We start from the raw sequence: 24,142 nt of genomic DNA on the forward strand, positions 1-24,142 counted from the left end.
ACCCAAAAGCATTTCTAACATGATGATGGATCCTGCCCCCCCTGATTAGAGTCAACGCTGCAGCAATGACTTTTCGTCTTGTTGGTGCAATTGCCTATGGCAGCCTCCGCCTAAACCTCAGCGTAAGGCCCATAAGAAGGAGACCGTTAATTTCGAGCTCTGGAACGGCTCAACAAGGTGGTTGACCTGTTAGTCACCCATTCGGTGATGACACTCTTGTCAGCACTGCCGTGATCAACAAGATAACCGCGACCAGCACCATCTCCAGTGCAATACTTCTCTGTAACCGTCCTGGGGCTGTTGCGTCGCCGCTCTCAAAGGCCGGCACAAGCCGCCACTTGTTCGCGGCAGCAAATAACAGTAGCGCCGCCACAATCAATACCTTGCCGATCAAGAACTGTCCATATGCCGTGGTGAGCAGGGGTGTGAGACCGCCTGTTAGCAGCGTGGCCAAAGTGACGCCCGCCAGTACCAACACGCCAACTCCGCCCATGGCGAGTTGCCCGAAACGGGTCAGAATGCGGGCGGTATTGCCGTGGTTGTAATGTTGCCCCACTAAGTGGAACAGCGGCCACAGCGAGGCTACCCAGAATGCTGCCGCCATCAGGTGAACGATCAGCAAGACAGCCAGAACGAGGCGTGGGGTGTTTACTGTATGCCCCACCTGCACGAATGCCAGCATCACCAATAAAACGCCTACTAGGCTCAAGCTGTTGGCTGTTTTTGAGAGTGTTAAGTTATTGAGCTGAATCGCCTGGACCAACAGCAAGCCAGTTACCACCAGTATCAGCCGGGTCCCGGACGCACCCTCGAACACGATCCCGAGTAGCATTGGGTTGGTTGCAGCCGCTATATTGCCGCCCCCAAGGTAACCAGCTTCTAAAGGCCACTGGAACAGAATCAGGATAATCCCGGCCCAGACAGCAAGGACACCCATGCGGGCGACGTGCCTCCGGTCATGTTCAGGGAGTTGGGGAAATGCTAGACAAAACAACACGGCTCCCGTCGCGACTAGGGCACTGAGGTAAACCCCGGCCGCCACGAGAATCATCGCGACGGTCCAGACGTCGAGGCTATTTACGGAGAACCACCAGGCCATGGGTCAGGGCTCGACCGAGAAGTTAAAACCGTCGGTCATCATGTGCCCGTCATCCGATAGGCCGCGCCAGCGTACCTGGTAGTCCCCAGCCGAAAGAATTTCACCTGGTTTTACGAAGTAGCGTTCGACCTGTTCACTGCCTGGCTGACCATCAAGAGGAACAGAGCCGTCCGGGCCTGTCACTTCAAACTGGGTGATACGCATCATGCCACCAAACTCAATGCCAATCTCTGCTGGGGAATCCTGAATGGTCACGCCATCCTTAGGTGAAGTGCTTGCGCCCCCTTCATGGGCCAGCACTGGGATTGCTAGCGACAGCAACAGCGTTGCTAAGGTAGCGTGAATGATAGGGAGCGAACTCGTCTTCTTTTGCATACCGTATCCTTATATATTTTTAGGGTTGAATGGATGCCGTTACTTCATCGCGGAGGCGCTAAAACTGATTCGGCTGAGCCTTCTTACATCGTTCATCTGCCCTGTTTGGCGAACAAGGCGCATGGCGTCGTGCTTTTCTTCATGGAAATGAGTCGGTGTTATAACGTGCCAACCTGAAACAGGGCTGAAAATGGCGGAAAAAATGATCTGTGACAACACTTAGGTATTGGGATCGGTTTCTCCTTTACCTTTGGGCCACCTATAGGTTGTAGGTTTATAACGAAAGCTAACTCCGCCTTCTTCCATTTTTAATGGATAAGGCGATGTCTCGACCAGCAACATGATAAGAGGAAATATCATGGTTAAGCACAAGATGATCTTTGCCATTGGTCTGGCTGCAAGCCTCAGTGTCCCCAGCAGCGCCATTTTCGCTCAAGGTATGAGCCAAGGCGCCCAAGGTCAGGGCAATATGATGGACGGCCAAGTCGGTATGGGTTCGGGCATGATGATGGGCAGTCAAGAAGACATGTACCCAGGAATGATGATGGGAGGGCAAAGCGGGATGATGCCTTGTCCAATGATGGGAGGCATGGGGAGCATGGGCGGTATGCTCGACGAGCAGCAGATGAGTACCATGCGTGAGATGCGCCAAGAACACCGCGCGGCCCAGCTTGAGCGGATGGGCGAATTGATGAACCTGCGCGACGACATGATGCAAATCATGCAGACTGAACGCCCTGAACAATGGAAAGTAAAGACGCTGCATGCTCAAATGGCCAGCCTTCATGGCGATATGATGGCTGATAACGTGCGCATGCATAACCAGATGCAGGACTTACTAACCGACGAGCAGCGTGAACAGATGAGTGGAAGCATGCCCAGCCACCATGGCCCGCAATAAGCCTTGGCGATTGCCTCTTTTTTTAGGAGTGATGGCATGATGAACGCGGAATGTTTTGCTTTTATGGGGTCAATGGGGTGGCTAGGCTGGTTGATGCCCCTGGCCATGCTGTTATTAATTGGCTTGGCGATCGCTTCGCTGGCCAAGTACCTCTTCAGTCGTTCACGCTAAGGAGTTGAAAATAATGCAACATATGAGCACCAAGCTTTTACTCTCTGGTTCCATGCTGCTTGGGGCGGTCTCCGCCCAGGCGGCGTTACCGCCAGAGGCAACATTGTATAAAAACCCCCAGTGCGGCTGCTGTGACGCTTATGCACGCCATCTTGAAGAGCTCGGCGTAGAAGTGACGATTATTGACGATGTAGAGCTGGGTGATATTAAGCAGCAGGCAGGCGTGCCCTATGGCCTGGGTTCATGCCATACCATTGAGATGGGCGAGTATTGGATCGAAGGCCACGTTCCAATGGAAGCCGTGCAGGCGCTGTTTGAGCAACAGCCTAAAATAGATGGAATTGGTTTAGCAGGTATGCCGATTGGTACGCCAGGTATGCCAGGGCCACAAGACGGTCCTTACGATGTCTACGCGTTTACAGACTAGGAAGATGAGCAGTTTATGACCCTTTAATTGAGTGATCAAAGCTGGCCTGTTGGTTGCGGTGCTCTTTCGCTGACTCTAAAGCTTTTCATTTATAAAAATTCTACCGATTTCGCTTACGTCAACCATGTTGTTTACGGCTCGAGAGTTTTCACATAGCCTCGGCCAAAAGCAGCCTATTATTTGCGTCTATCAAACTAATTAAAATTAGAGACAGTGCAAGTATTTCTCAGTAGTTGCGACCGAGGCATGGCCCAGTCGGTCGCGCACGTAGAGCAAGGCATAGGTCTGAGCCTTGGATTGCATCATTGAGTACAGCGTATGCGTGGGATTGGTGATGGCACTCAGGAGATCAATCGATTGATGCTTGCTTAGCACCCAAATTACGGTTCGTGGCGTCTTCAGCGTGACATCTGCGGTCGTACGTCTTCCTCCACTCGCACCGACGTGAGCGAGGAGGCCTGTAGGTTGCCTAACCATTACCGTTTTCATGGCATACGGAACAGTCATCACCCAACCACACTTGGTGCCATACCGATAGAATGCGCAAAGAAGTCGTAGCCGGGCATTCACCGTTGCTGCGGCAAGGCACCGCCCTCGGGGCTTAGGTTCCAGCCCCGGAACTCCGCGAATACCGTAGTTTCTCGGTCATTGCCCACATCACGCCAGTCAATAGCATTCACCTCACACCAGCCAAAGAACTGATACAACGCTTTCCGGCATGTTATCCACGACTTCCTGGATTGAACCCTGCCACGCTTGATCAGATGCGCTATACAAATGTCCAGGGCTTCCTCAGTAATCTTTCCCTCCCTAGATATAAGGATTGGAAAGCCGGTGTAATTTGGGTTTGAACTTGCTCGTGCTGGAGAAGAATCCATTCTGCGCTTCTACCAGGGTGTATCACTTTGGCAATCGGTAATCAGCCAAGCTGGCGCACGTACCAGGTGCCTATGATAATATCAGCAGTGGCCACGGTTGGTGCCATTATCAGCATGAGCCCGGTCAGTAACCTGGCTGACCTGTACCTCATCACTCTGCCTTTGGTCCCTAGTCTTTTTTGTTTGATTTTAGCCGTTTCTGATGGTCAGCTAACTGCTTGCGCAGATCCTCTTCGCGGGATAAAGCGATTGCCAGCTGTGTCCGGGTTTCTGAGTGCTCTTCCTGAATATTTGCCAACTCCTCAATCCGCTTAGTCGCTGTCTTCAGCTCGCTACGGGCGTCGCTGGAAGATGTCTTGATCTTGTCGAGATCGGTACGAAGCGTTGCGTTCTCGTCCTGCAGCTCACCGCTGCGCCTCATAACAGAGGCATTCTCCGCACGTAGGCTGGCATGTTCCTGCTGAAGAGAAGAGAGGTCTTCGTTGACGGCCTCGAGCGTTTTCTGGAGCTGCAATTCACGTTTACTAGAGGTTTCCAGTTCCCGTGTAGCGGCTTTAAGCTCGCTTTCAATTGTGGCCAACCGGGCGCTGCTATCGGCTTTCTCGTCTCGCAAGTGGTCGACCAACGTTTGTTGCCGTTGCGCTTCAACACGCATGGTTTCCAATTGCTGATTCTGGCGGGAGAGCTGGTCTTGTAAATCGGTAACTCGTCCCATAGCATCCGCTGCCCGCTGCCTTGCGGTGGCATTCTCCGTCACAAGCGTATGGATCTCCTCCGTCTGCTGCTCAATGCGCTGCCCATCCTGATGGCCGTGTTCACGCAAGGTTGCGATGCTGGCCTCTAGTCGCTCAATCTCGCGTAGCGCCTCATCTCGCTCTTCGTTGGCAGCTTTCTCGCGCTGTTCGGACTCTGCGCGTATCTTCTCGACTTCTTCATCAGCGTGCTGGCTAGCGGAGCGCCATAGTTCAGCTCCAACCCGCTCCAAGACAGTGCGGATCTCATTCGGCATTTCTCGCACAGCGATGGCATTGTCTTTTAGGCTATCGCGCCACTCACGCATGACCGGGGAAATATGCGACAGGGAGCCACCACCCAGGCATTCGCGCACCTGTTCATTGGTGGGCCTGTCGATGCCTTCGGATACCAGCTTCTCGGCAGCATCAATGATGCGTTGCCGTATTTCCGGCTTAATAGTCATGCCGGGCTATCTCCTAGTGTATGTATTGTATGTATGTATTATACATAAGATACATACATACAATATAGTCAACAGCTTCGCTAACCCTAAAAATAATGCTAGCGCAGCCTACTAGATGATCTGCTGTGCAACATTCCCACCTAAGAATGCAACCAGTGCAGGAAATCTATTGGGAAAGATCGTGCCAATGTTGAAAGCCATAGCTGTTGCGGGATCGGTGCAACATCCCCACCGCAGTGACTAAACACAAAAAAAAGCCTCCCGAGGGGGAGGCTGTTGAATGGTAAAGAAAAAAATCAAGCTGCCGCGGTTGCTGCAGTTGAGTCTTCTTCTCCGTCGATCAAACCGCACTGTTGTGCCATTTGCTCGATGAAGTTGACCGCCTTCTGCGCATCAGCCAGAGCACGGTCGATCTCTTTGGCCTGGTCACCTTTGAGCCGTGAAGCCCATCCAGTGAGGTAGGACGCCGAGTTTTCGGGGGTAGCAGGGAGACCAAAGCGCATGGCTGCAAGCCAGGCGCCAGCTTCTGCCACTACTTCCTCTCGAGCGCGATCGCTCTTGTCCCGGTTGAGGCGCGAGGGAGCACCAGTAGCATGGATCAGCTCATGCAGGCCGGTGGCCGCAATTTCACTAACCTCATGGAACTGTTCAGGACGGGGCAGGCGTATGCCATCCGTAGAGGGCCTGTAGTAGGCCTTGTCACCGCCCCAGCTTAAAGGGATGCCCGATGCTTCAATCAGCCGTGCAACGAACTGCACGGGCTCAGGTTGAGCTTCTAAGACAGGTGGCTTTGCAGCCTCTGTCAATGGGTCCGCCAGCTGCTCCTCGTTAAACACATAAAAGATACGGTTCACGGGGATGATTTTCTCCTCCGTTGTGCCGTTCTCCTTCTTCTCGCGCTTTTTGTGGAATTTCCAAAATTCCACGGGAGTGGCCTTTTCGCCCTTGCGGGGGTGAGTGCAGAGATCCTTCGCTTGCTTGAAAGTCACCCAGGCAGGGCTGGTGTAGCCGTTTTTATCTGAAGCAATCCAGAGACTGATGATATTTGACCAGCCAGTGTAAGAACGCCCTGAAGAGGCGTTATAGGGCTGGCTCACATCTTTGTCGCCTGGTTTCCAAGGCTTCTGCCAGGGGGCTGTGCCTTCCATCAAACCTTGTATGAGTGCTTCGCGGATACCATCGATTGCACGTTTGCTCATGATCTATCTCCTCTCTCATTCCTGCAGTAGTGCAGGTCTCAAGAAGGGATAGGGCGCTAGGTGACAGCCGGTGGGGGGTCAGTGCTTCCCCTAACTCTAATCGAGACCCGGCAGCGGGAATGAGAGAGGAGAGAATGATGAAGCACACCAACCAGTTGGATATGTTCGCAGTTAGTGAGGCGGCCAAAGTTTATAGTTTCCCTGGAAAGGGAACCGTAGAGACCGCAGAGCAGCGTAAAGAGAGTGAAGATGCTGTTATCTCAGAGGCACTGAACATCATCGAAGCACGGTTCTATGGTCAGCTTGAGAGTGAGGGTGCAAAGATAACGGCTCCTTGGATAGCGGTTGATTATCTGACGCTCAAGTATGCGGAACTGCCTTACGAAGTGTTCTCAGTGACGTGGCTGAACTCGCAACATCAAGTCATCAAGCATGAGGAGCTTTTTAGAGGCACCGTGGATAAGGCGGCTGTCTATCCTAGGGAAGTGGTTAGAAGTGCGATTGAAACGAATGCTTCCGCCGTATTGTTGTGTCACAACCATCCTAGCGGTAGTCCTCAAGAGAGTGATGCTGATCGTCAGATTACGAAGAAGCTACAAGAGGCTTTGGATGTGATCGACGTAAAGGTGATAGACCACATTATTGTGGCTGGCACCGAGCATGTCAGCTTTGCAGAGAGGGGGCTGATATAACTTCAACGGTTATGCCGTTTTCATGGCCTCACCAGCATTCCAGCTGGTGAGGCTTTTTTATGGGCTATCCTTTAATTGTTAAACCTGCTGTGATGTTGATACTGCTCTTCTAACGGCCCACAAAGAAACTCGGTGGCTTGGGGGGTGTTAGGAAAGGCTGGTTAATATAAAAAGGTTAAAGGGTTAAGGCTGGGTTAAAACAGGGTTACGAGCGAGTAAAGAAGCATCAAACCACTGAAAAGTATGCATTATCTTTCAAAAACCGATGCAACGTCCCCACCGCTTGCTATGCAACATTCCCACCGCTTGCTGTGCAACATCCCCACCTGGGGCTCAAAGTTATCCTCCTGATGTCCACAGAAAACGTCTTTTTGTCCACATTTTGGCTCATTTAGGCACCATCTGTGCAACATTCCCACCTGCAAGATTTAAGGCATGATAGGTTGACAGGATCGATTCGATTCGCTCTGCATCTCCTGTGCAATATACCCACCTACTATAGAGGGCTAAATTGCTGGTCAGAAAATAACCTGTGCAGTATCCCCACCGAAACGATGCAACATTCCCACCTATAAAACGCTACTTTTCCACAGGCTTACCCACAGTAAATGTGGATACGTTGATAGCTATCAGAGCACTTTTATACCGTTATCATTTGAAGCTGCTTAATATAGTGCCTTACCTTCTTTGTTGTCAAATTGTTACTGATCGACAATCCCCTGCCAGGGAGGAATGACACTTTTGAGCACGCTGGCCGTGCTTTAAAGACCTGTCGCGGGGGCTGATGGTGCAACGTTCCCACCTACGTTCTGTGAGCTACACTCTTGAATGCCTACTGTGATAGCAGTCTGCTTACAAGGGTGACTGGACGTTGGCTACGGTCATTGGCGCGGTGATTAAGGAGGTCTGGAAGCATCTATCTGTGCAACATTCCCCCTATTGAGCAAGGTGATCGAGAGGGTCTGGAATCGGCTATCTGTGCAACATTCCCCCCAATGATGGCACACGCTTGGACTGCAATGCGCGCCTCAATGGTTCCTGCAGCACAGCCCGTTAATTACGATCCTGGCTGGCTGGGGTTTGAAGGGCGACGAGTTGCCCGTGTGTACATTATCCCCCTAAGCAGTAAAGGCCATCTAAATGCATTCAATGATCCAGACTTCACAAAAGGAAATAAGATAATATTATTTTAAAGTGATGTTTCGCTAATAGTATGTAAGTCTTTCTTTAACCGTATTGAGTTACTTTTGTAATTTGCTCTTTTAACAGTTTTGACAAATTTATCTGTAGGAAAGATTGTGTAGTAAATATCAACAAGTTTTTTCCCTTCCGTTATTCTCTTCGCTTTATAACTAGCTATAACCTCATGCTCAACGAGTACGTCTAGGGCAATTTTCATAGCCCGAACATTACTGCCCATGCGATCAGAAAGCCCGCGAGGGCTACCTGACAGGTAAGGAATAAGACGAGGCGTATAGGGATCGTTGGCTGATGCCTGGCTCCAGTAGTGACTCATTCGCTTATGCATGTACCGGGCAAGAGGGCTCTTAATCGACATCGAAGTGCTATAGTCATATAAACGGAAAGTTTGTTTAAGAATGCTCTCAGTTACTAAAGGGTTAAACTGTACATAGCATTTAGTATCGCCTTCACGCATCTGAATATCTTTTCGCGTGGTTAGGCCGACCATAGGAAAAAAGCTTGAGGAAATAACAGTTTCATTATCATTGGTGACCGTTTCAAGCTGTGCGCCACGGCATACAAGTATCGCCTCCTTTATCTCGCTGAGTTTGAACTCATGTTTGTTCCGGCGTAACTCAGCACGCAACTCGTAGAAAGTAAAAAGAACACCAACTTTACCATCGATCATGACGCTTCCGCCATTAACAGCCAGTTTTCTTAAAGCGTCTTCTATAATCTCTTCACGCTCACCAGGATAAACTAGCTCATGTTTGCCTTTACTATTCTCGATAATAGCTGGCTTAACTTTAACCTTTATAACGCGGTCGCCTATACGGCACTCGCGCTCTCTTACCGCGCTGTTAAGGTCTGTGAATCGACGACGCTTCTCCAGAGAATATTTAGGCAATGCATCGTAAATGTCGATGCTATTACTATAATTTCTGTCCCGGCTATCGCTCAGGCTGAATAGGTCAAGCTGAGGCGGCTTATTAACCGCAACTGCTTGTATGTCCTTGTCTTTATTGCTATCGCTGGCCATATCTAACCTCTGTCAGCCTACAGTAATAACCTGCTATTTCTCTTCGACAAGCCAAGAATCAACGACCTCGGCACCGTACTGATCCTTCCAAGCCCTCAGGGTTTTATGATTGCCACCTCTTGTTTCGACAATCTCCCTTTCATAAGGATTGCGATATTCCTTTATCATTCGCTTCTTACGTATAGCCGGAGACTCGCTGACGCTTTTTTCAGTATTAACCAATTTAATAACGTCCAGGGCCGATTCATTATAATCAGCCATTAACGTTTTTAAGCGGTTAAAAAAAGCACTTTCACGCTTGAAATCTTCTCGATTCTCAAACGATATAAGTTGTTCTCGAAGAGACTTCGATTGCTCCTGCAGCTGTTGGTATTCACGCAATATAGGCATGTGTTTCCAGACAAGGCAATGTGAAAGTGTGCAAAGCACATTTTGTAGCTAACTCGGCTGTATGTCAACGATATGAGACCGTTGGCAGTGGTCTAAAAGCTAGCGCAAAAATATCTCTCCAAGGATGTGTTTTTCCATTAAAAAATACCCTTATTTCGCAAAATCTACGGGTGATGGCCCTGCCAAAAGCCTAGATTTTGCGTACAGGCTTTCAGGAAATGGCTTTTACCTTGAGAAATAGAATATAGAACAATAACTTAGGGTGATATTTTCCGTTTTTGAGTGATCCTGTGTACACAGTTAAAAAGGCCGTAGTGCTGGCGCTTAGGTTCTCTACTTATTAAAATAGTTATTTAAGAAAGTAGAGAAGGGCAGTGAACCCTAGTAAGCTGTATGAGAATCACATGAATAAGGCTGTGCTGAATGATTTGGAAGCAATCTACAAAATTGTGGTCGCCACGGATACCCTCGTACTGATCATAGGCCAGGATGGTCCACGATCGGTTACCAATGATGCTCAGCGGGCCATTAATCGAATCGCAGCTGATTTAGGTGGTCTCGGCAAGCGACGGATCTTTTGCCGGGATTCGGGCTGCTGGTTCACTGTGTTGCACGTCGAAGCTGGGGAGTTCAAGGGGTTCTCACCATGTATCGATCATCTGGAAGAAGTCTTCGCCTATTGGTGCCAGGAAGCGGCTCAGTCGCAAGGCCGATACTAGCCCAGACTAAGGGAAAGAATCACAACCATAAGAGAGCAATTGGATGTTTGATCACTTGATTATGCCACCTCGAGCAGGATATGTGGTTATCACTACCAACGACTTCATGGTCATCGTCCGCGATACGGGCGATATTGTTAGCATCATAGAGGACGCCGATGCAGTTCTTGAGCACTTGAGCTTAACGCTCACGTGCGGGCTGCGTCGCCAGCGAGTCTACGTCGAGTCGTCACCATGCTCATCAGATTTTCACGAACTGTTGCATGCAGGCGGCGATTTGCTCGATATTATTGCGTGTTCTGCTGACCAGGCTGATTATTTGCAGCAGCACGTTGCCAGTTTAGAAGGAAGGGAGTGCCAGGAATGGCTGATTCACTGACGATTATTCCTCCGTCCGGCACTGGGTACCTTGCTATAGCATCGAATAGCTTGGCAGAGGCGAAAGGAAACCCTGCGCTCTCCTATCTCATGGGGCTCGATTCTCGCAGAAGCCGGGTCACGATGCGATCGCACCTCCAGCAAGTTGCCCTCCTGAGCGGTGGTCATGACATTAAGAGTTGCCCTTGGCATCTGATTCGACGCGAGCATGTACGCTCGATCATCGAAATGATGAGTGAGCTGGGTAAGGCACCAGCGACCATCAATACAGTGTTATCTGCCATGAAAGGCGTAGCGCGTGAGGCCTGGGTGGCTGGCCGTATGGACAGTGAAAGCCATCATCAGATCAGTGATCTCAAGTCTGTCAGGGGCTCGAGGTTGCCTAAGGGCGTACACTTAGATGATGTGGCGATCCAGGCCCTTTGTTACGCATGCGAAACAGACGAGACCCCCAAAGGGGAGCGTGATTCCGTGCTACTCCACTTACTGGTCAACACCGGGCTGCGTCGATCAGAGAGTGTATCCATAGACATCGAGATGATAGACCGCAGCCGCCAATCGATCAGGATTTTGGGCAAAGGGAACAAGGAACGCCTCGTCTTTCTGCCCAATGAAACGTTCCAGAAGGTCACGGAATGGCAAACCCGGTTGGGGCGGGATGTCGGGCCTCTGTTCCCTAGAGTGCGCCGCCATGGTGTGATTACTGATCTTCGAATTACTGACCAGGCTGTGTACTTCATCATTAAAGAAAGGGCTGCTCAGGCGGGTATAAAAGAGTGCGCACCGCACGACTTTCGCCGTACCTTCGCTACGAATATGCTGGATCGTGGGGTTGACGTTCTCACGGTGCAATACGCTTTAGGCCATACCAACCTAGTTACCACACAACGCTATGACCGTAGTGCGGAAAGGCGCCTTGAGGAGGCGATAAAAAGAGGATAAAACTACAAATTAAGGACGCATCCGAAGTCACTAATGTAATCCAGCGCCTGGCCGATGGCGGTATATCATTCAGCTTTATGACCTAGTGTGCCGAACTGACCGCAAAGGGACGGCAATACCGCAACGCAGCCCATGGTAGCCATCTTGTGGAGACACCTGATCGCTGAGTAGCCATGCGAGGAAACTATCGTCTAGTTCATGGAGAAGGGATCAGCGTGTGACTAGCTATCACGAAGAGAAAAGTTGGTAACTTTGACAACTAACACCAAAGCTACCAGCTACAAATAAAGTCGGAAACCTGATTTTTCGCCGCTTACTTGCCCTAATCGGATAGCCGAAAAAAAATTATTTGCATTCTGGGATTGGAATGACCTCATGCCTTCTTCCAGCCGGCTCGAGGTCCAAGGTGGGACTTCATTGTTTAGGCAATGGAGCCGGAAGTGAGCCTTAGTAAAGGGGCCTGCACTACTACCCCATGCGGGCTAAAGGCAACTATCTCTCGCTCACACGATAAAAAAAGGCTACGCCAATTATACAGCCAGTCATCTAAAGGGTAGTGACTACAACTTGTGTGTTAAATGAGGCTTGCCGCTGTCGTTGTGCAATCCATTTGCTCAAGCAGTGCCTTGGCATTGCTGAGTAACTGATAACGAACATCTAGCGCTGGCATTGACCAAGCTTCGCTGAGCAGGTTGGCTGTGATATCGAAATCCCATGGCATCACAGGACGGTCATCCAACTGCGCAAAGGGACCGTCACTTTCAGGAACGACCTTTTCCTTCGGGAGTCTTTTTGCCAGTGCCTTCCCAGCCGCAGAATTGAAAGCTGCTGGGCCAATGCTGAACCAACAACCTTGCGCAGCGGCGGCTTTAAGCTCCGATACCGATCCGGTGAACCAATGCAAAACCGGGGTACCGTGGTCAGGGAACTCTCTAAGTAGCGTTAACACGTCTGGAACCGCCTGCCTCGAATGGATACTGAGCGAACGCCCACCCAAGTCATGGCATCGCTTCACGGCAGTAGCAAAAACTTGCTTCTGTTTTAGGTAGCTAGAGACATACCTCTTAGAGCCATCCAAACCGATCTCACCGACAGCATTGGCGCCATCAATCAGCTCTATGAGAAGATCCAACTCCTGGAAACGATCACCAGCGATCTCAGGGTGCAGACCGGGGCTGACCAACATTGACTCGTGATGACCGAGCACCGAGCTCGTTGCCTGGAAGGCTTTCGGGCTCGTAGTTACTAGCCAAGTGAATAAGTTACGACGCAGTGTCTCGGTATGCACTTCTCTAGCTTTGGGATAGAGATCTACGTGACAATGAAAGTCGATCAAAGCAATTGATCCTGTACAAGGACGGCTTCCAGTTCAGCAAGACCTTGCTGAAGGACTCGGCGATAGTCTGGGCGTTCCTCAATCGAAGCAAAGGACAATGTGCCACCCAGGAATCGATCCAGTCCTCTCTGCTTGGCATCAAGCACAGCCAGAGCTACAGCCATAGGGTCATCGGGGCCGCCGGACTTATCACTGCCTACTACCGATGAAAAGCGATAGTTGGTGGTATCGGATTCTGGTTCCCAGGCCAAGAACGCAGCGCGACGTATCAGGCAAGGCACACAACGACCACAGTGCTGCCGATTATAAGTCCTGAAGCGCCCGCAGCTTGTAGAGTCTGAAGCCAACTCTCTCAACTTCTCTTGATCGAGGCAATCTCGCATCATCTCGCCTTTGGTTTGCAAGCGATAAGGCAATACCAGCTCCACAGATATCCCAAGCTCTTCAAGCACATCCTGGAGCATGCCAATGAAGAGCGGGTGAGTTGTGCGTGTACTCAGGCTCGACACTCGCCCGGGTACCAACGGAGGATTAATGCAGATAAAGCCGTTTTCAGGAATGTAGATCTGAGGTTTTGGTAGGTTAACCTTCGTCGAGGCGAGCACGGCAAACGCGTAGAAGGCCAAGGACCGGGCACGAGTCGATGATTCCCGTACACCTTTGAAACTTATGCCGTGGCTCCACTGATAATGTGAGCCAGTGCCTGCCAGCAATTTAGCATAGCGTCGCTGCCGCTCCGAGTCCTTATGCGCAAGCTGGGAAACGAACAAAGGGCGCTTTTGTTTAGTCACTAAATTGATGCCCCCAATCAGGCTATCGAGCCCACCTGATAGCAAAGAAACGCAGTCGTTCTGGAGATAGTCACCATCTCCCTGAGGAGGCTTAGCCCCTGCATCATTAAAAATCAGGGTCCAGTAGTCGCCAGTCAAAATCTTTAGCATTTCCTCAAGATGTTGCTTGAGGGGTAACCACCGCAGCGGTTCACAAAGCCCTACAGTGAGTTGGATCGTGCGCGTCCACCCGTCTGCACTGGTATTTCTGGGGCTGGCCAAGTCAGCACTACAGACTGCAAGACAAAACTGTACAAAGTCCCAAACTGCCGGTGATGGCCGGAACCCGACTCGCTTCAGTGTTCCATGCCAACGGTTGGCAATGGCGCCAACACCATTGCGCTTGGCACCTTTGAAATACGAGAACACTCTCTCGTCTGCTTGCAGCTGCTGCGGGATTCTTTCCGCCGTGGTGCACAGAATCTTGTTCATTCGGCAAATACCTGCAAAGCGGATTGAAGGACTGACTGCGCCAAACTCTTAGGGTCCGCATATGAGGCTTTTTTCTCCTCCAAGGTCACCCGTACCTCTGCCCAGACCCATTCCCTTATGTCCGTTCGACGTTCTTGAATCTGAGCAGGGTCATGCTTGAGCTTTTCGTAGGTTTGCCCGAGTTGCATATCGATGAGCTGACAGATTTGGTTAGCGATCGTCAGACCAATCACCTCAGCAATTTGAGCATCTGTCAGATCAAAAATATCGACATCTGGGTGATTCTCGTAGAGATTGGCTAGCGCATCAGTACCGGAGTCACGCAAAGATTCTTCGTCAATACTGCCGGAACCTGAGATGACCTCTTTTAAGACCTCAAGCGCCAAGTCAGAAGCGGAAAGATTAGCCGTCCGACAACGCGCCACCCAGTCGGTTACCCGCGGATCCGTACCATCCCGAGCTGCTGCGAGGAACTGACCGAGAGCACCAGCCCCTCTCGCCGTGCTACGCATAGTTGAAGCAGCGCGGCTTGCTCCTCCCATTCCTTTTGACACCATGCTCTGGGTAGCACCACGGAGATTGTCGCGGCTGCCGTTTCTTAGGTAAGAGCCCAGTTGGGATCGTGCAGGACCAAAGCGACGATCTGGTGCAATAACATTCTCACCTGCTTGTGAATCACTGGCAGGCGCTCCCTCGACATTATCTTGCTCAGAATCAGATTGGGTTTCACCATCAAAGTTGCTTGGTGTCGCTCCATCTGGAGCAAGCCATTCAGGGTCAAAAGGAGAGCCTGAACGGCCACCACTACTGGATGTTGATGTACCCATCAGCGCCTCGTATTCAGGTTCAAAATCGCATTTTTAGTAGGCGTAGTCAGTTCGTTTGTTTCATTCCAGCGCTCCAAAACCTCACTCGCCCATGCTTGAGCACCTAGAGTAGGAATGATGCCAGGACCAACTTGCTTTAAAGGCGCTTGCTCCAACAAGCTGGCCGCTTTTTTTCCAATTACGGGAAAGGCCTTGCAGCATTCAATAAGCATCAAGATTTCGTTGTTACGCTTCCAGGTACGCGTAGTGCTGCAGCTCTGCCATGCCTTAAGCATCGCTAGCTCAGTCTGATCCGGCCCGACCTTTCGCATAAGATCTGTGAGAGACTGATGCGAGCTTGTTGCTGTCTTCAGAGCATCACGAAGCTTTCTTGAGTCAGGCATCATATTGTCATCACCAAAGTCCCGAGTACCCGAGTCCCGGCTCAGGTGAAGCAGTGGACGTAAATCTTCTGTACCGAGTGCAGGTGGCAACTGGAGCCACTGACGAGTGAAGGCGTTGTCCTTAAAGGGCTCGGGCAACTGTCCTTGGCTTGCAGCAGCACTCTCTGCTTCAGCAAGGATTTGCAATCGACCGTCATTGTCCGAATGCACCTGTCCAGCCAGCGCTTCTGCTAGAGCTTCATCACAACGCTCAATAAGGTGCCATTTCGCCAATGCTGCTATATCTAGCTTGATCCCCTGTGGCGCAGAAAGGGCCTCACGTAGATAAACCGTGTTTAGGAAGCGCTTCATAAGCCGAGGGTTGGCATTGACTGCTGATGAACGATGAAGAAGTGACGCCAGCCCCTCTGCGAGATTCATCAAGCTACGAAATGTTTCGTCTGTTCCGACTAGTTCGTATAGAAACTCTTGATTGATAGTATCGCCTCTCCAGCTGTTTCGCAGCCTCTCGGGAATGAGCTTGAGAGCGCTTTCGAACTGGTCCCGAGTGAAAGTGCCAGCATTAGTCTCTCGTTCAAGCAGGAGTAATACCAGATAGGCTTTCGCCTCATTGAGACCAAGCCGCGGAACGTGGAGTGGAACCTGGATAAGCTTATCAAGGTAGTTGGTAGCAACATCGCTCGAAATTCCAGCCCCATCAAAATGCACTTTCACAGCCGACTTGATGAAATCGTTGTCGGCCGCAACGACAAATGCGCATCGACGAATGAAAAGCAGCAGGCGAATAGACTCAAGAGTTGAAATTGCGGTTTGAGGAAGACAGCGATCCAGATCGTCGACGAAAATTACCAAGGTGATTTCAAGTTCGGCGAGAAGGCCTTCCAAGGTATCTCGGAAGGCCTGGATGTGCGCTGGCATGGAGAACGGTTCTTTTGGCTTCAGCAAGCCATCAGCCGCCGCTGTGATACCTTCATAATCTACCTCCTTCTCTCCTGATTTTTCTGTCGAGGGGAAGAAACCGGCGATAGTGTCAAATGTTTTGCCGAGTGCACCAACTGGAATCCCGGTCGTCAACGTCAGTGCAGCTCCGCCGCTTAGCTGGGCAATCCTTAAGAGATTGATACGACGCCATAGCTCAGAAGCCTTATCAGCAATGGTTGCATTCTCCTGGGCAAGTCTAACAATCTCATCGCCTACGATCTGAAGCAGAGCGCTGCGAGCGGATTCAAAGTCTTGGTACAGCCATGGATTAAAAGTGAGAACAACGAAGGTATTTCCTGGCTTGTTAACTTCATCAGGTGCCGATACGGAGGGAGCCTCTAATCGAGCTGCAATCATTTTCACCAAAGAAGACTTACCAGCCCCCCACCCGCCGGAAACACCAATGGAAATGGGTTCGCCTTTAGCTTGCGTCAGCATGCTTGCACAAGCATCAGCCACTACACCGAAATTCAGGTAATCAATTGCTGTTTCGTTGTCATGCCACATGGCTGAAAATCCGCTTCCCGAGATGCAAAGTAGGCAAAAAGTTTCTCGCCCCCAGGGATCAAACGTAACCGGAGAAGCTGAAAATATCCATTAAAAAGTCTTAGGAAATTCTAGCCTGGGGTTCGGATAGTTTCTTCTTGCCTATATCCAGAGCCTGGCGAAAAGCCGAAGCGCCTAATTACTACGTGCTAGCGTTTTTCAACTTAAATCAATCGCTTAAAACAGCACCAACCCCACTAGAGTCTGCGGTGAGCGCAAAACACGCTTTTTGGGAAGTATGTTGACTTCTACAAAGTTTTGTACAAGACACCGGGTATAGATCTTCACTCTAACCTCAGAAAAAACTAATAGCCGCTCCCTGAACCTCCCTAAAATAACGAGGTTACTAAGCTTTACCGATTTGATCTTCCCGATTTAAGCAGGGCAAATAATGAATCGGGGTGTAGTGCACAGGTTCCTTGATTATTATCCCCTATGTCATTAAGCAACTGTTGCCCGATTGTCTTACGTGCGTATCTATCCAGCTCGACCTTCAAAGTGGCAAGCTCTTTAACTACATCTTCGTGACCAATTGAAGCAGGTTGCTTGATAATATTCCGTGGGGGTTATTCGGTTCGGTCACTGCTGATGACTCCGTGTTGGCTGACACAGAAAGGTGGGGCTGGTTTGAAACAAATCGGGGAGCAATATGCTCCCCGGGTGTCGGTTGGCTAGGAGGATCTGTCCCCAAAATGCTCTCGAAAGGAGTTTGGGTCCAAGATACCCCAGCCTTCGAGTGAGTAATAGCCCATTGCGCCTTCAGGTGAGCTAGGGTCACGAATAAAGAGAATTTTCACCTTAAACTCTTCCCGGATCGAAGTCAGCTGCCGCTTAACCGTGCCAGCCGGGATACCCGTAGCTTCAGAGATATCCTGAAGGCTTGGGCGATCCATGTGGTCAATAGCACGGATGATGTCGTATTTTCGCTGTGTGTCACGCGATAGGCTCGTCATAGAGGTCAGTCCTCACCCTCGACACCAAGCAGCTGAACGTCAGAGACCCTTACCCTCAGTGTGTCTTTTCCATCATTATCTAGCCGAACCCAGCAATAGCCAGGCTCACGATCGATACGATCAGTCTGAAGCAAGCCGCTACGTAGTGCACCCTTCACGGTGACGCTTACGACGATACGAGCCCGGGTGGGCTCCTTTGCCATTACTGGCTCTGGTGGTGTTTCAAGTTCGGCGACAGCCGCCTTCTTGGGCTGGGGTTGTTCAGTTTCAGTGGCCGGTTTGGGTGTCGGTGGCTCTTTCTGTGCAACATCCCCCTTACCAGGAGAGGAGCCCTCTCCCTCGGAAATCAGGGGTGGCATTTCAGGCTGGCCGTCATCAGTAGTGTCACCCTTGCCAGACTCTCCGGCAGAGTAGGTTGAGTCGAATCCGCTCAGTGGTGGTTGGTCCTCCTGAGACCCTAGAGCTGGCACCTGCGGCTCCATGGGCGCTGTTCCAGGATCTTCAGGCAGGGTGCCATCCTTCGCCTGTTTCAGCAGCTCACGGCAGGCCTTCCGGCTAATCCCGTCTATCAAAGCCTTTCCACAAATGCGTTCTGCTATCTCAGGCGCAATCTGATATATCTGCCTGAGCGAGTTCAACGATTCAGGATCAGACGTGACATCTTCCTCGTAGAGCTTCTGCACGCATTCCGGGAGCTTGAGCAGCGATAGGTGCTGCGAGATGTAACCACGCGACTTGCCTAGACGCTTAGCCACATCAACGGCCTTCCATCCACCATCAATGAACTTCTGAATCCCCTTGGCAATCTCCATCGGAGTCAGGTTCTCTCGCTGGATGTTCTCGATCAGCTCGCCGGCTGTCTCGTCCAGCTCGTTCTGGTCTTTTTTATTGACGATCGCCTCAACCGGTACGCCAGCCTGTTTACAGGCACGCCAACGACGCTCACCTTTCTGAATCCGATACTTACCGTTGGCATCTTTAGGAGATACGATGATCGGCTGTTCCTGACCATGCGACTTAATTGAGTCGGCTAGCTCCTCAATGCCGGCGAATTTCTCGCGGACCTGGCCATCCTTCGGCACCACTTCTGCTGTATCCAGCACCAATACTTCCTTGGCGCCTTTTGAGCGGCGTGAAAGGCTCTGTAGGTTGTCTAGTTTTCCTAATGCCATGTCAGCCCACCTTTTCCATGAGTTCTTCGATCACTGCACGGATTTCTTTCCCTGCCTCTCGTGCCGATGTCTTTTTTATGCTCCAAACGGGTACGCCGTTGAGGTTGGCCACGTCGAGTTGGCCTCGAACGCCAATCTCAGACTTGTAGACCAGATCCGGCACTGCCTTGCGAAGCTCATCTCGTGTGATCATGTCCTCCTCGAAGCCACGCTTGAGGTTATTGATCACCATCCCGGTATTTTCCAGCTCGGGATTCAGCTCCTCCTGAACGCTTATGATCGTGTTCAGCAGACCCTCTACGCCATCCAATGCAAATCCGCTCACTTGTACTGGACAAATGACATGGGTAGACATGGTGAGTGCAGCTACCAGCTTACGGCCCAGACTAGGGGGACAGTCGACCAGCACATAATCGTAGTTGTCCAGTATGCCGCTAGCCTTCAGGTTTGTGATCGGGTTCACAACACAGTTCAGCGGTAGGGACTCAATCTCGGACAGCTCAGGATCGTTCTTGGTGGTCCAGATCAGATCCATTCCTCGCACGCATTTCATCGGCTTGATTTCATGCATGTTCTCATCGAACAGCCTGACTGAGGGAGTGCCTGTATAGGTTGCCTCATCGCTCTGGCTCAACCGGCTAGAGGTGTTGCCCTGCGGGTCGAAGTCAACTGCTAGTACGCGATAGCCCGCCTCCACGAGGTAGAAGACTGTTTGAAGACAAATGGTCGATTTTCCGACCCCGCCTTTCTGATTGGAGAAACTGATTATTTTGGTCATGGTGTTTCCGGTAGCCGACCTGGAAAAGACAGGTTGAAAATGTCCTTGTGCAAACAGTGGCGATCCTTGCCAAGTTACGCATGCGAAACATGATAAACCACATAAACTGATACGGCAAATAGTATAAAATGCTCTATATGGCGCATAAAAACGCCTGGACGGAGCCAGGTCAAACGCAGGATATGTATGGGTCGGGTTCAGGCTGTTTTAGATGCCTGAACAGGTTTTCCAGGGGCACTCTCCAGCGTTGGGGCAACTTCACCCCCCAGGAGGGTGATCAGCTCCTCGGCAACGGCCGCAAGAGCTGGGATGTGAATATGAGCATCAGCATCAAACCTTGATGCTTCATCGTCACCCGAATCAGCCTTCTCGAGCAGTGCGTCATCGGATTTGATCTTCTTTAAGGCCAGATCATCCTGAAGCTGCATCGCCAGTTGACCTGTCCGAGCAATCGAAAGGGCTGAACAGATGCGGCCTCCATCAAGGTGCTGCTGTATCTCGTCACTATCGAGATCGACCTCCGAAACCTTAATCACACCATCATTGCCAGAAGGCGATTCGAGCTGGCAGAACTCTCCAAGAGCCCAGCCTTCAGCACGCTCAGTCGAGGCAGCCAACCAACGGGTCATCAAAGCTGTTGGCCGATCGCTAGTTGCCATTGGCGTGACTTTGAGCGATCCCAGTGTAAGGCGCAACAGATTGAGTGCTTCTTCTGCTTTCTTACGACTGGCAGCGTCAATGAGTATCCATTTACGCCTGATGTCGATAGCCATCAGAAAATGCCCGGTTCGCTTCAGGGAGGTGGGCAGTAGCTCTTCGTATACCTGCTCTTTGAGCAATTGTTTCTCCGCACGGCGCAGGTGACTTCCTGAGGCCTTCTCCATTTCAGCCGCCCTCTCCTCCACCAGCTATTTGACCGCGGCTACTGGGAGCAAACGCTGCTACTGCCGAAAGCGAAGAATGAGATATTGAGACTGGAGTGTGTATGCCAATACTTCACCGCAAACAGCCGACCACCCTACCCTTCGAGCCTCTGTGGGCGCGCAGGCCCTGGAAAGTTTTTTTCGATGAGGCTGGTCATTTCGTCAGCCCCAAAGAATGAGCTATGTGCCCTATATGACAGTGCGTTGTCGAACACGATTAGGCCCTACGATCTTATTATTTTAGGCAAGGGAGCATGGTATTTAAATGGTGAAATAATAGATAACGGTATAACTCCCCCCCCCTCCCCTAGGCGCTATAGTAAACTGGCCGGTCATTTACCTCGGATAGTCAAGCGCTTCAACACCCAAGGCCTCTCGGAGAAAGGTGTTGGCTGCCCTCCTCCCAACGTTATCTCTTTGCGGATAGTCGCTGACTCAGCCGCATTGTTCCAACACAGCTGGTATGCCGCGAGGACGGGTTGGTAGTCGACCACTCCGCCCTCACGGAGGCAGCGGAGTATGAAGCGCTGATCTTCTTTGGTAAGGGGAAGCTCATTCAGCTGGTCCAGTCGGTTATCATTGCTATCCATATTATATCTATGCCAGACGACGAATTATATTAAATTCAAGCAGAATGAAACATTTAGTGTTTGCCACTTGACGAAGGGATGTACAACCGTTGCCCATTGCCACTATAGCTGGCGCTTATAGTCTCCCGAGCTGTATGGCCATAATCCACGACCCCATGAACCGCCTCTTCCATCCGCCAGTGATTTCCATCCCGCGGGGCGAGGCTAACTCTCGCCAAGCCAGGGGGAAGCCTTACAGTGAAACAATGTAGATGGATGTCATCCAGGCCTTCAATCATCTTGAGATTGATCTCATCAATCTGATCCGTCTCGACCGCATACACTGTGTAGCTCCCATCCAGGCCAAGCTGTTCCTTGGCCACGGTGGTCAGCAATTCATCGAACTTCAGAGGGGCATCTGAAATGACCTTGGTATCAATCATCCTTCACCTTGTCCCCACTGAGTGCCACCGTTCGGGCTGTTTATGCGATGGTCTGTCAGCAAGCATAGGCGCCGCCCATCGACCCATAGCTCTCGAAAAATACCCTCGTGGGTATACACACCTACAAGCACATCTAAAGGCTCTTCGTAGTACGTGGATGAAGGTGCCAGGGTGCTATCGTTGAATGGCTCTTGACGGACTTGTAACGCTACAGCAGTTTGCCTGGCCAGCGGCACGCTCTTGTTCTTCATGCCCCATTTCCATGAGACACGATCTTTAGGCTTGAAACGCTCGTGCGATTGCTCTTCGTTTAGGAGATCCAGTGCCAGGCTAATTGTCATCTTCGTGATAGCTGGGTCACTTGGATCAACTTGGTCAGCATCCATCGACTGCTTACGCAGGCCGGATATTACGCGCCCCAAAGAGGCGAGCCAACTTTTGTTGCCTTGCTTCATGCATCTATCCTCGGAGTCTTTCTATTCCGCCCGACAGCCACGGCCACACCTATTAATGTCCATGCAGCAAGTAGCGTAAAACCTAAGTGGAGGAATGCTCCGTAAGGCGGTCCCAATTTGACAGAGAGATAAAGAGACGCACCAAACGCGATGAGCCACCGGAACCAATAATCAACTGACCTACTTGCGACCCAGCGCGCCTGCTCAAGCGTCAGAGGACGGTGCAGCCAGCGAAAGGGGTAAAGGGTCTTCTCCCGTGTACCACGGCCTACCTTGAGTGGCTGACGTGGAAATAGACGGTTCACGGCGAACTGCGGAAACATTCCTTCGATTGCTCGCCGCATAATACTAACAGTGCGTTGGTCTTGTAGAGACATGGGGTGCCCTCTAGCTGGGCGCCCGGACTGCCGGAGAGGGAGCCAGGGCGCATTTCTTCAAGGTGCAATAAGGTTACAGGCTACGGATTTCAGCCGCACGAAGAGCACCACGCATGATATGAGCTTCACCGTTCTCATCCTTGTAGAGCGTATTCGGTGTAGACCGGATACCCAGCTGCTGGATCAGGTTGCTGTTCTCACTCACGATGTTCATAGCTTCGGCGCTCGGGGAGCCAGACACACTGCCGCCTCCCTCAAATGTGGCCAGCACTTCGGTAGGGTTCTCGGCGTCGACTATTTGTGCAGCCTGGTGGAGCGAGCCCTCGCCCATGAAGCCTACCGGAATCCAACGGATGGTGACTTCATCCAGAACCGCCCGGGACTCTTGATACATTTTCTGGCAGTAACCACATTGAGTATCAAAGACGACATACAGAACCTTGTCGCCGCTCCCCTCTTCAACGTAGAAGGCATTTTCCTCAACTTGCGCAAGCGCTGCGGCCTCATCCTCATCTGTAAATCCGTTGTCCTGAGAGGCAGCTCGCTTCGGCATGCTGGCCAGCGGGCTATTCTCCATGTGCTGCTCCATGTGAGCCTGCGTCAAGTTTTCGCCACCCTCGCCCAGAATCATCCCGATAAAGGCATGCGTACCATCCTCAGTGGTATAGATCACATTAGTGTCGTTCTCGACACTAATAACCCAGCCATTGATGCCATCTAGGCCGGTATCGAATGTTTTGTCGACCTTGGCTCCAGGGATGCCCAAATCGGACACGGCCTTGGGAAGCTCTAAGCTGGAGCCGGCATTGTCGTCATTGGCGACGGTAGTTCCCGCGAAAAGTGCGGAGGCGACTGCAACAGCGGAGGCGATCAGGGTAAGGTGTTTCATCAATAAGCTCCTTGAGCAAAGTTAAGCGCCAGTGGTGCTGGCGTAGTCTTCGCCATGCAGGGCATGGCCACATCAGGTTCTAATCATCTGCTGTTTATGGCAGCAGCTCTTCAATTCCCGCCTCGCGCTGCGAATCGGCACGCTCACGCGCTTGCTGGTTAGCACGACTGACCAGCTCTCGAGCCTCCTCATAAAGGTTCGATGCGCTGTAAGTGGTGTCTCCATGACGATCAAGACTTGTCTCGATCGTGGGGGCATCTGTTGGCAGGCCTAAACCAGCCAGTACGGTGTCAGTGATGTCAGGAATAGTGCCGTCCAAGACGGCTGCTTGACGGACGATGACCAAAGCGCCATCTGCTGCATCAACGATCGCTGGGCGAACGCCATTGTCGACGCGAGCCAATGTGGATACGGCTGAATCTCTTGCCTCACCGTCCCCTAGCAGCTCACTGGCTGCTGCACGGCGAGCATTAACGTATTTGGCCGTATCGAATGTCACCACGGCTGGTGATTCAGCGTTTGACGAGGCCCATGGGAGGTCTAAGGGAATGACGGTTATAGCGAACGCCATCGCACCCAGCACACCACCTGCCAAAGGCAATACCCTAGCCAAGGGGTGCTGAAATCGGGATCTGGTTTTTTGGTCTGTCTCGCTCAT

General features: G+C 51.3%; 25 protein-coding genes. 7 read left to right on the forward strand and 18 right to left on the reverse strand.

All coding sequences use genetic code 11. The features are described from left to right. Positions 1-193: 193 nt before the first annotated feature. Positions 194-1,099: a copper resistance D family protein gene (locus KO116_RS22395; RefSeq protein ID WP_035561705.1), complete on the reverse strand. Its 906-nt coding sequence runs from the start codon at positions 1,097-1,099 to the stop codon at positions 194-196. A gap of 3 nt (positions 1,100-1,102) precedes the next feature. Further along, entirely contained in the window at positions 1,103-1,474 is a 372-nt protein-coding gene (locus KO116_RS22400) for a copper resistance CopC family protein (RefSeq protein ID WP_035561708.1), read from the reverse strand. A gap of 358 nt (positions 1,475-1,832) precedes the next feature. Between KO116_RS22400 and KO116_RS22405 the strand changes: the two genes are divergently transcribed. The 3 genes from KO116_RS22405 to KO116_RS22410 are packed head-to-tail and all read left to right on the forward strand — an operon-like array spanning position 1,833 to position 2,973. After that, positions 1,833-2,375 carry a hypothetical protein gene (locus KO116_RS22405; RefSeq protein WP_035561711.1) on the forward strand — a complete coding sequence of 181 codons (543 nt, stop codon included), beginning with the start codon at positions 1,833-1,835 and terminating at the stop codon, positions 2,373-2,375. A gap of 36 nt (positions 2,376-2,411) precedes the next feature. After that, positions 2,412-2,546 (forward strand): hypothetical protein, encoded by a 135-nt coding sequence (locus KO116_RS26140; RefSeq protein ID WP_008957443.1) that lies wholly within the window; start codon positions 2,412-2,414, stop codon positions 2,544-2,546. Positions 2,547-2,559: 13 nt separating this feature from the next. After that, the gene (locus tag KO116_RS22410) at positions 2,560-2,973 is read left to right on the forward strand and encodes a DUF411 domain-containing protein (protein ID WP_035561714.1); all 414 of its coding nucleotides are present in this window, start codon (positions 2,560-2,562) and stop codon (positions 2,971-2,973) included. 1,047 nt (positions 2,974-4,020) lie between these two features. On the opposite strand, the gene KO116_RS24280 is transcribed toward KO116_RS22410, so the two are convergent. After that, a complete protein-coding gene (locus KO116_RS24280) occupies positions 4,021-5,049 on the reverse strand; it encodes a DNA-binding protein (RefSeq protein WP_052703847.1) in 1,029 nt (342 codons plus the stop codon). A gap of 296 nt (positions 5,050-5,345) precedes the next feature. Then, positions 5,346-6,248, reverse strand: a complete 903-nt coding sequence (locus KO116_RS24285) for an ArdC family protein (RefSeq protein WP_052703848.1) — start codon at positions 6,246-6,248, stop codon at positions 5,346-5,348. Between the two features lie 137 nt (positions 6,249-6,385). On the opposite strand from KO116_RS24285, the gene KO116_RS22430 reads away from it, so the two are divergent. Further along, positions 6,386-6,940 carry a JAB domain-containing protein gene (locus KO116_RS22430; RefSeq protein ID WP_035561717.1) on the forward strand — a complete coding sequence of 185 codons (555 nt, stop codon included), beginning with the start codon at positions 6,386-6,388 and terminating at the stop codon, positions 6,938-6,940. Between the two features lie 1,189 nt (positions 6,941-8,129). Here KO116_RS22430 and KO116_RS22435 read toward each other — a convergent pair. Both KO116_RS22435 and KO116_RS22440 read right to left on the reverse strand, forming a co-directional pair. After that, positions 8,130-9,161, reverse strand: coding sequence for a hypothetical protein (locus KO116_RS22435; protein ID WP_035561720.1), 1,032 nt, complete (start codon positions 9,159-9,161; stop codon positions 8,130-8,132). Positions 9,162-9,194: 33 nt separating this feature from the next. Further along, a complete protein-coding gene (locus KO116_RS22440) occupies positions 9,195-9,551 on the reverse strand; it encodes a histone-like nucleoid-structuring protein, MvaT/MvaU family (protein WP_035561723.1) in 357 nt (118 codons plus the stop codon). 404 nt (positions 9,552-9,955) lie between these two features. Here KO116_RS22440 and KO116_RS22445 point away from each other — a divergent pair, with 404 nt between their 5' ends. From KO116_RS22445 to KO116_RS22455, 3 genes are read left to right on the forward strand one after another with little or no spacing between them, the layout of a single operon-like run. Continuing rightward, complete coding sequence (locus tag KO116_RS22445) at positions 9,956-10,270, forward strand: hypothetical protein (RefSeq protein WP_052703849.1); 315 nt, start codon at positions 9,956-9,958, stop codon at positions 10,268-10,270. A 43-nt stretch (positions 10,271-10,313) separates the two neighbouring features. Next, positions 10,314-10,649, forward strand: coding sequence for a hypothetical protein (locus tag KO116_RS22450; RefSeq protein WP_035561726.1), 336 nt, complete (start codon positions 10,314-10,316; stop codon positions 10,647-10,649). Further along, positions 10,634-11,590 carry a tyrosine-type recombinase/integrase gene (locus KO116_RS22455; RefSeq protein ID WP_035561730.1) on the forward strand — a complete coding sequence of 319 codons (957 nt, stop codon included), beginning with the start codon at positions 10,634-10,636 and terminating at the stop codon, positions 11,588-11,590. The genes KO116_RS22450 and KO116_RS22455 overlap by 16 nt, the downstream gene beginning before the upstream one ends. Positions 11,591-12,164: 574 nt before the next feature. On the opposite strand, the gene qatD is transcribed toward KO116_RS22455, so the two are convergent. The 12 genes from qatD to KO116_RS22525 form a co-directional block, all read right to left on the reverse strand. Further along, complete coding sequence (qatD, locus tag KO116_RS22460; protein WP_035561733.1) at positions 12,165-12,926, reverse strand: Qat anti-phage system TatD family nuclease QatD; 762 nt, start codon at positions 12,924-12,926, stop codon at positions 12,165-12,167. Then, positions 12,923-14,188, reverse strand: coding sequence for a Qat anti-phage system QueC-like protein QatC (qatC, locus tag KO116_RS22465; RefSeq protein ID WP_035561737.1), 1,266 nt, complete (start codon positions 14,186-14,188; stop codon positions 12,923-12,925). Before qatC ends, qatD begins: the two co-directional genes overlap by 4 nt. Beyond that, complete coding sequence (locus tag KO116_RS22470) at positions 14,185-15,015, reverse strand: hypothetical protein (protein ID WP_045812318.1); 831 nt, start codon at positions 15,013-15,015, stop codon at positions 14,185-14,187. Before KO116_RS22470 ends, qatC begins: the two co-directional genes overlap by 4 nt. Continuing rightward, positions 15,015-16,886, reverse strand: coding sequence for a KAP family P-loop NTPase fold protein (locus KO116_RS22475; RefSeq protein ID WP_045812319.1), 1,872 nt, complete (start codon positions 16,884-16,886; stop codon positions 15,015-15,017). Before KO116_RS22475 ends, KO116_RS22470 begins: the two co-directional genes overlap by 1 nt. A gap of 710 nt (positions 16,887-17,596) precedes the next feature. Beyond that, positions 17,597-17,878: a helix-turn-helix domain-containing protein gene (locus tag KO116_RS22480; RefSeq protein WP_035557944.1), complete on the reverse strand. Its 282-nt coding sequence runs from the start codon at positions 17,876-17,878 to the stop codon at positions 17,597-17,599. A 5-nt stretch (positions 17,879-17,883) separates the two neighbouring features. Beyond that, positions 17,884-19,050, reverse strand: a complete 1,167-nt coding sequence (locus KO116_RS22485) for a ParB/RepB/Spo0J family partition protein (RefSeq protein WP_035557941.1) — start codon at positions 19,048-19,050, stop codon at positions 17,884-17,886. A gap of 1 nt (position 19,051) precedes the next feature. Next, positions 19,052-19,828: a ParA family protein gene (locus KO116_RS22490; RefSeq protein ID WP_035557937.1), complete on the reverse strand. Its 777-nt coding sequence runs from the start codon at positions 19,826-19,828 to the stop codon at positions 19,052-19,054. A gap of 197 nt (positions 19,829-20,025) precedes the next feature. After that, positions 20,026-20,733 carry a recombination-associated protein RdgC gene (locus KO116_RS22495; RefSeq protein ID WP_268762339.1) on the reverse strand — a complete coding sequence of 236 codons (708 nt, stop codon included), beginning with the start codon at positions 20,731-20,733 and terminating at the stop codon, positions 20,026-20,028. 661 nt (positions 20,734-21,394) lie between these two features. Next, positions 21,395-21,763 carry a hypothetical protein gene (locus tag KO116_RS22505; protein ID WP_035557931.1) on the reverse strand — a complete coding sequence of 123 codons (369 nt, stop codon included), beginning with the start codon at positions 21,761-21,763 and terminating at the stop codon, positions 21,395-21,397. Continuing rightward, positions 21,760-22,218 (reverse strand): hypothetical protein, encoded by a 459-nt coding sequence (locus tag KO116_RS24290; protein ID WP_052703851.1) that lies wholly within the window; start codon positions 22,216-22,218, stop codon positions 21,760-21,762. Before KO116_RS24290 ends, KO116_RS22505 begins: the two co-directional genes overlap by 4 nt. A 450-nt stretch (positions 22,219-22,668) precedes the next feature. Further along, positions 22,669-23,484: a DsbC family protein gene (locus KO116_RS22520; protein ID WP_035557923.1), complete on the reverse strand. Its 816-nt coding sequence runs from the start codon at positions 23,482-23,484 to the stop codon at positions 22,669-22,671. A gap of 94 nt (positions 23,485-23,578) precedes the next feature. Continuing rightward, positions 23,579-24,142, reverse strand: coding sequence for a hypothetical protein (locus tag KO116_RS22525; RefSeq protein ID WP_035557920.1), 564 nt, complete (start codon positions 24,140-24,142; stop codon positions 23,579-23,581).

Origin of the sequence: Halomonas sp. KO116 (genome assembly GCF_000734975.2) — a bacterium.
Lineage (GTDB): Bacteria > Pseudomonadota > Gammaproteobacteria > Pseudomonadales > Halomonadaceae > Vreelandella > Vreelandella glaciei.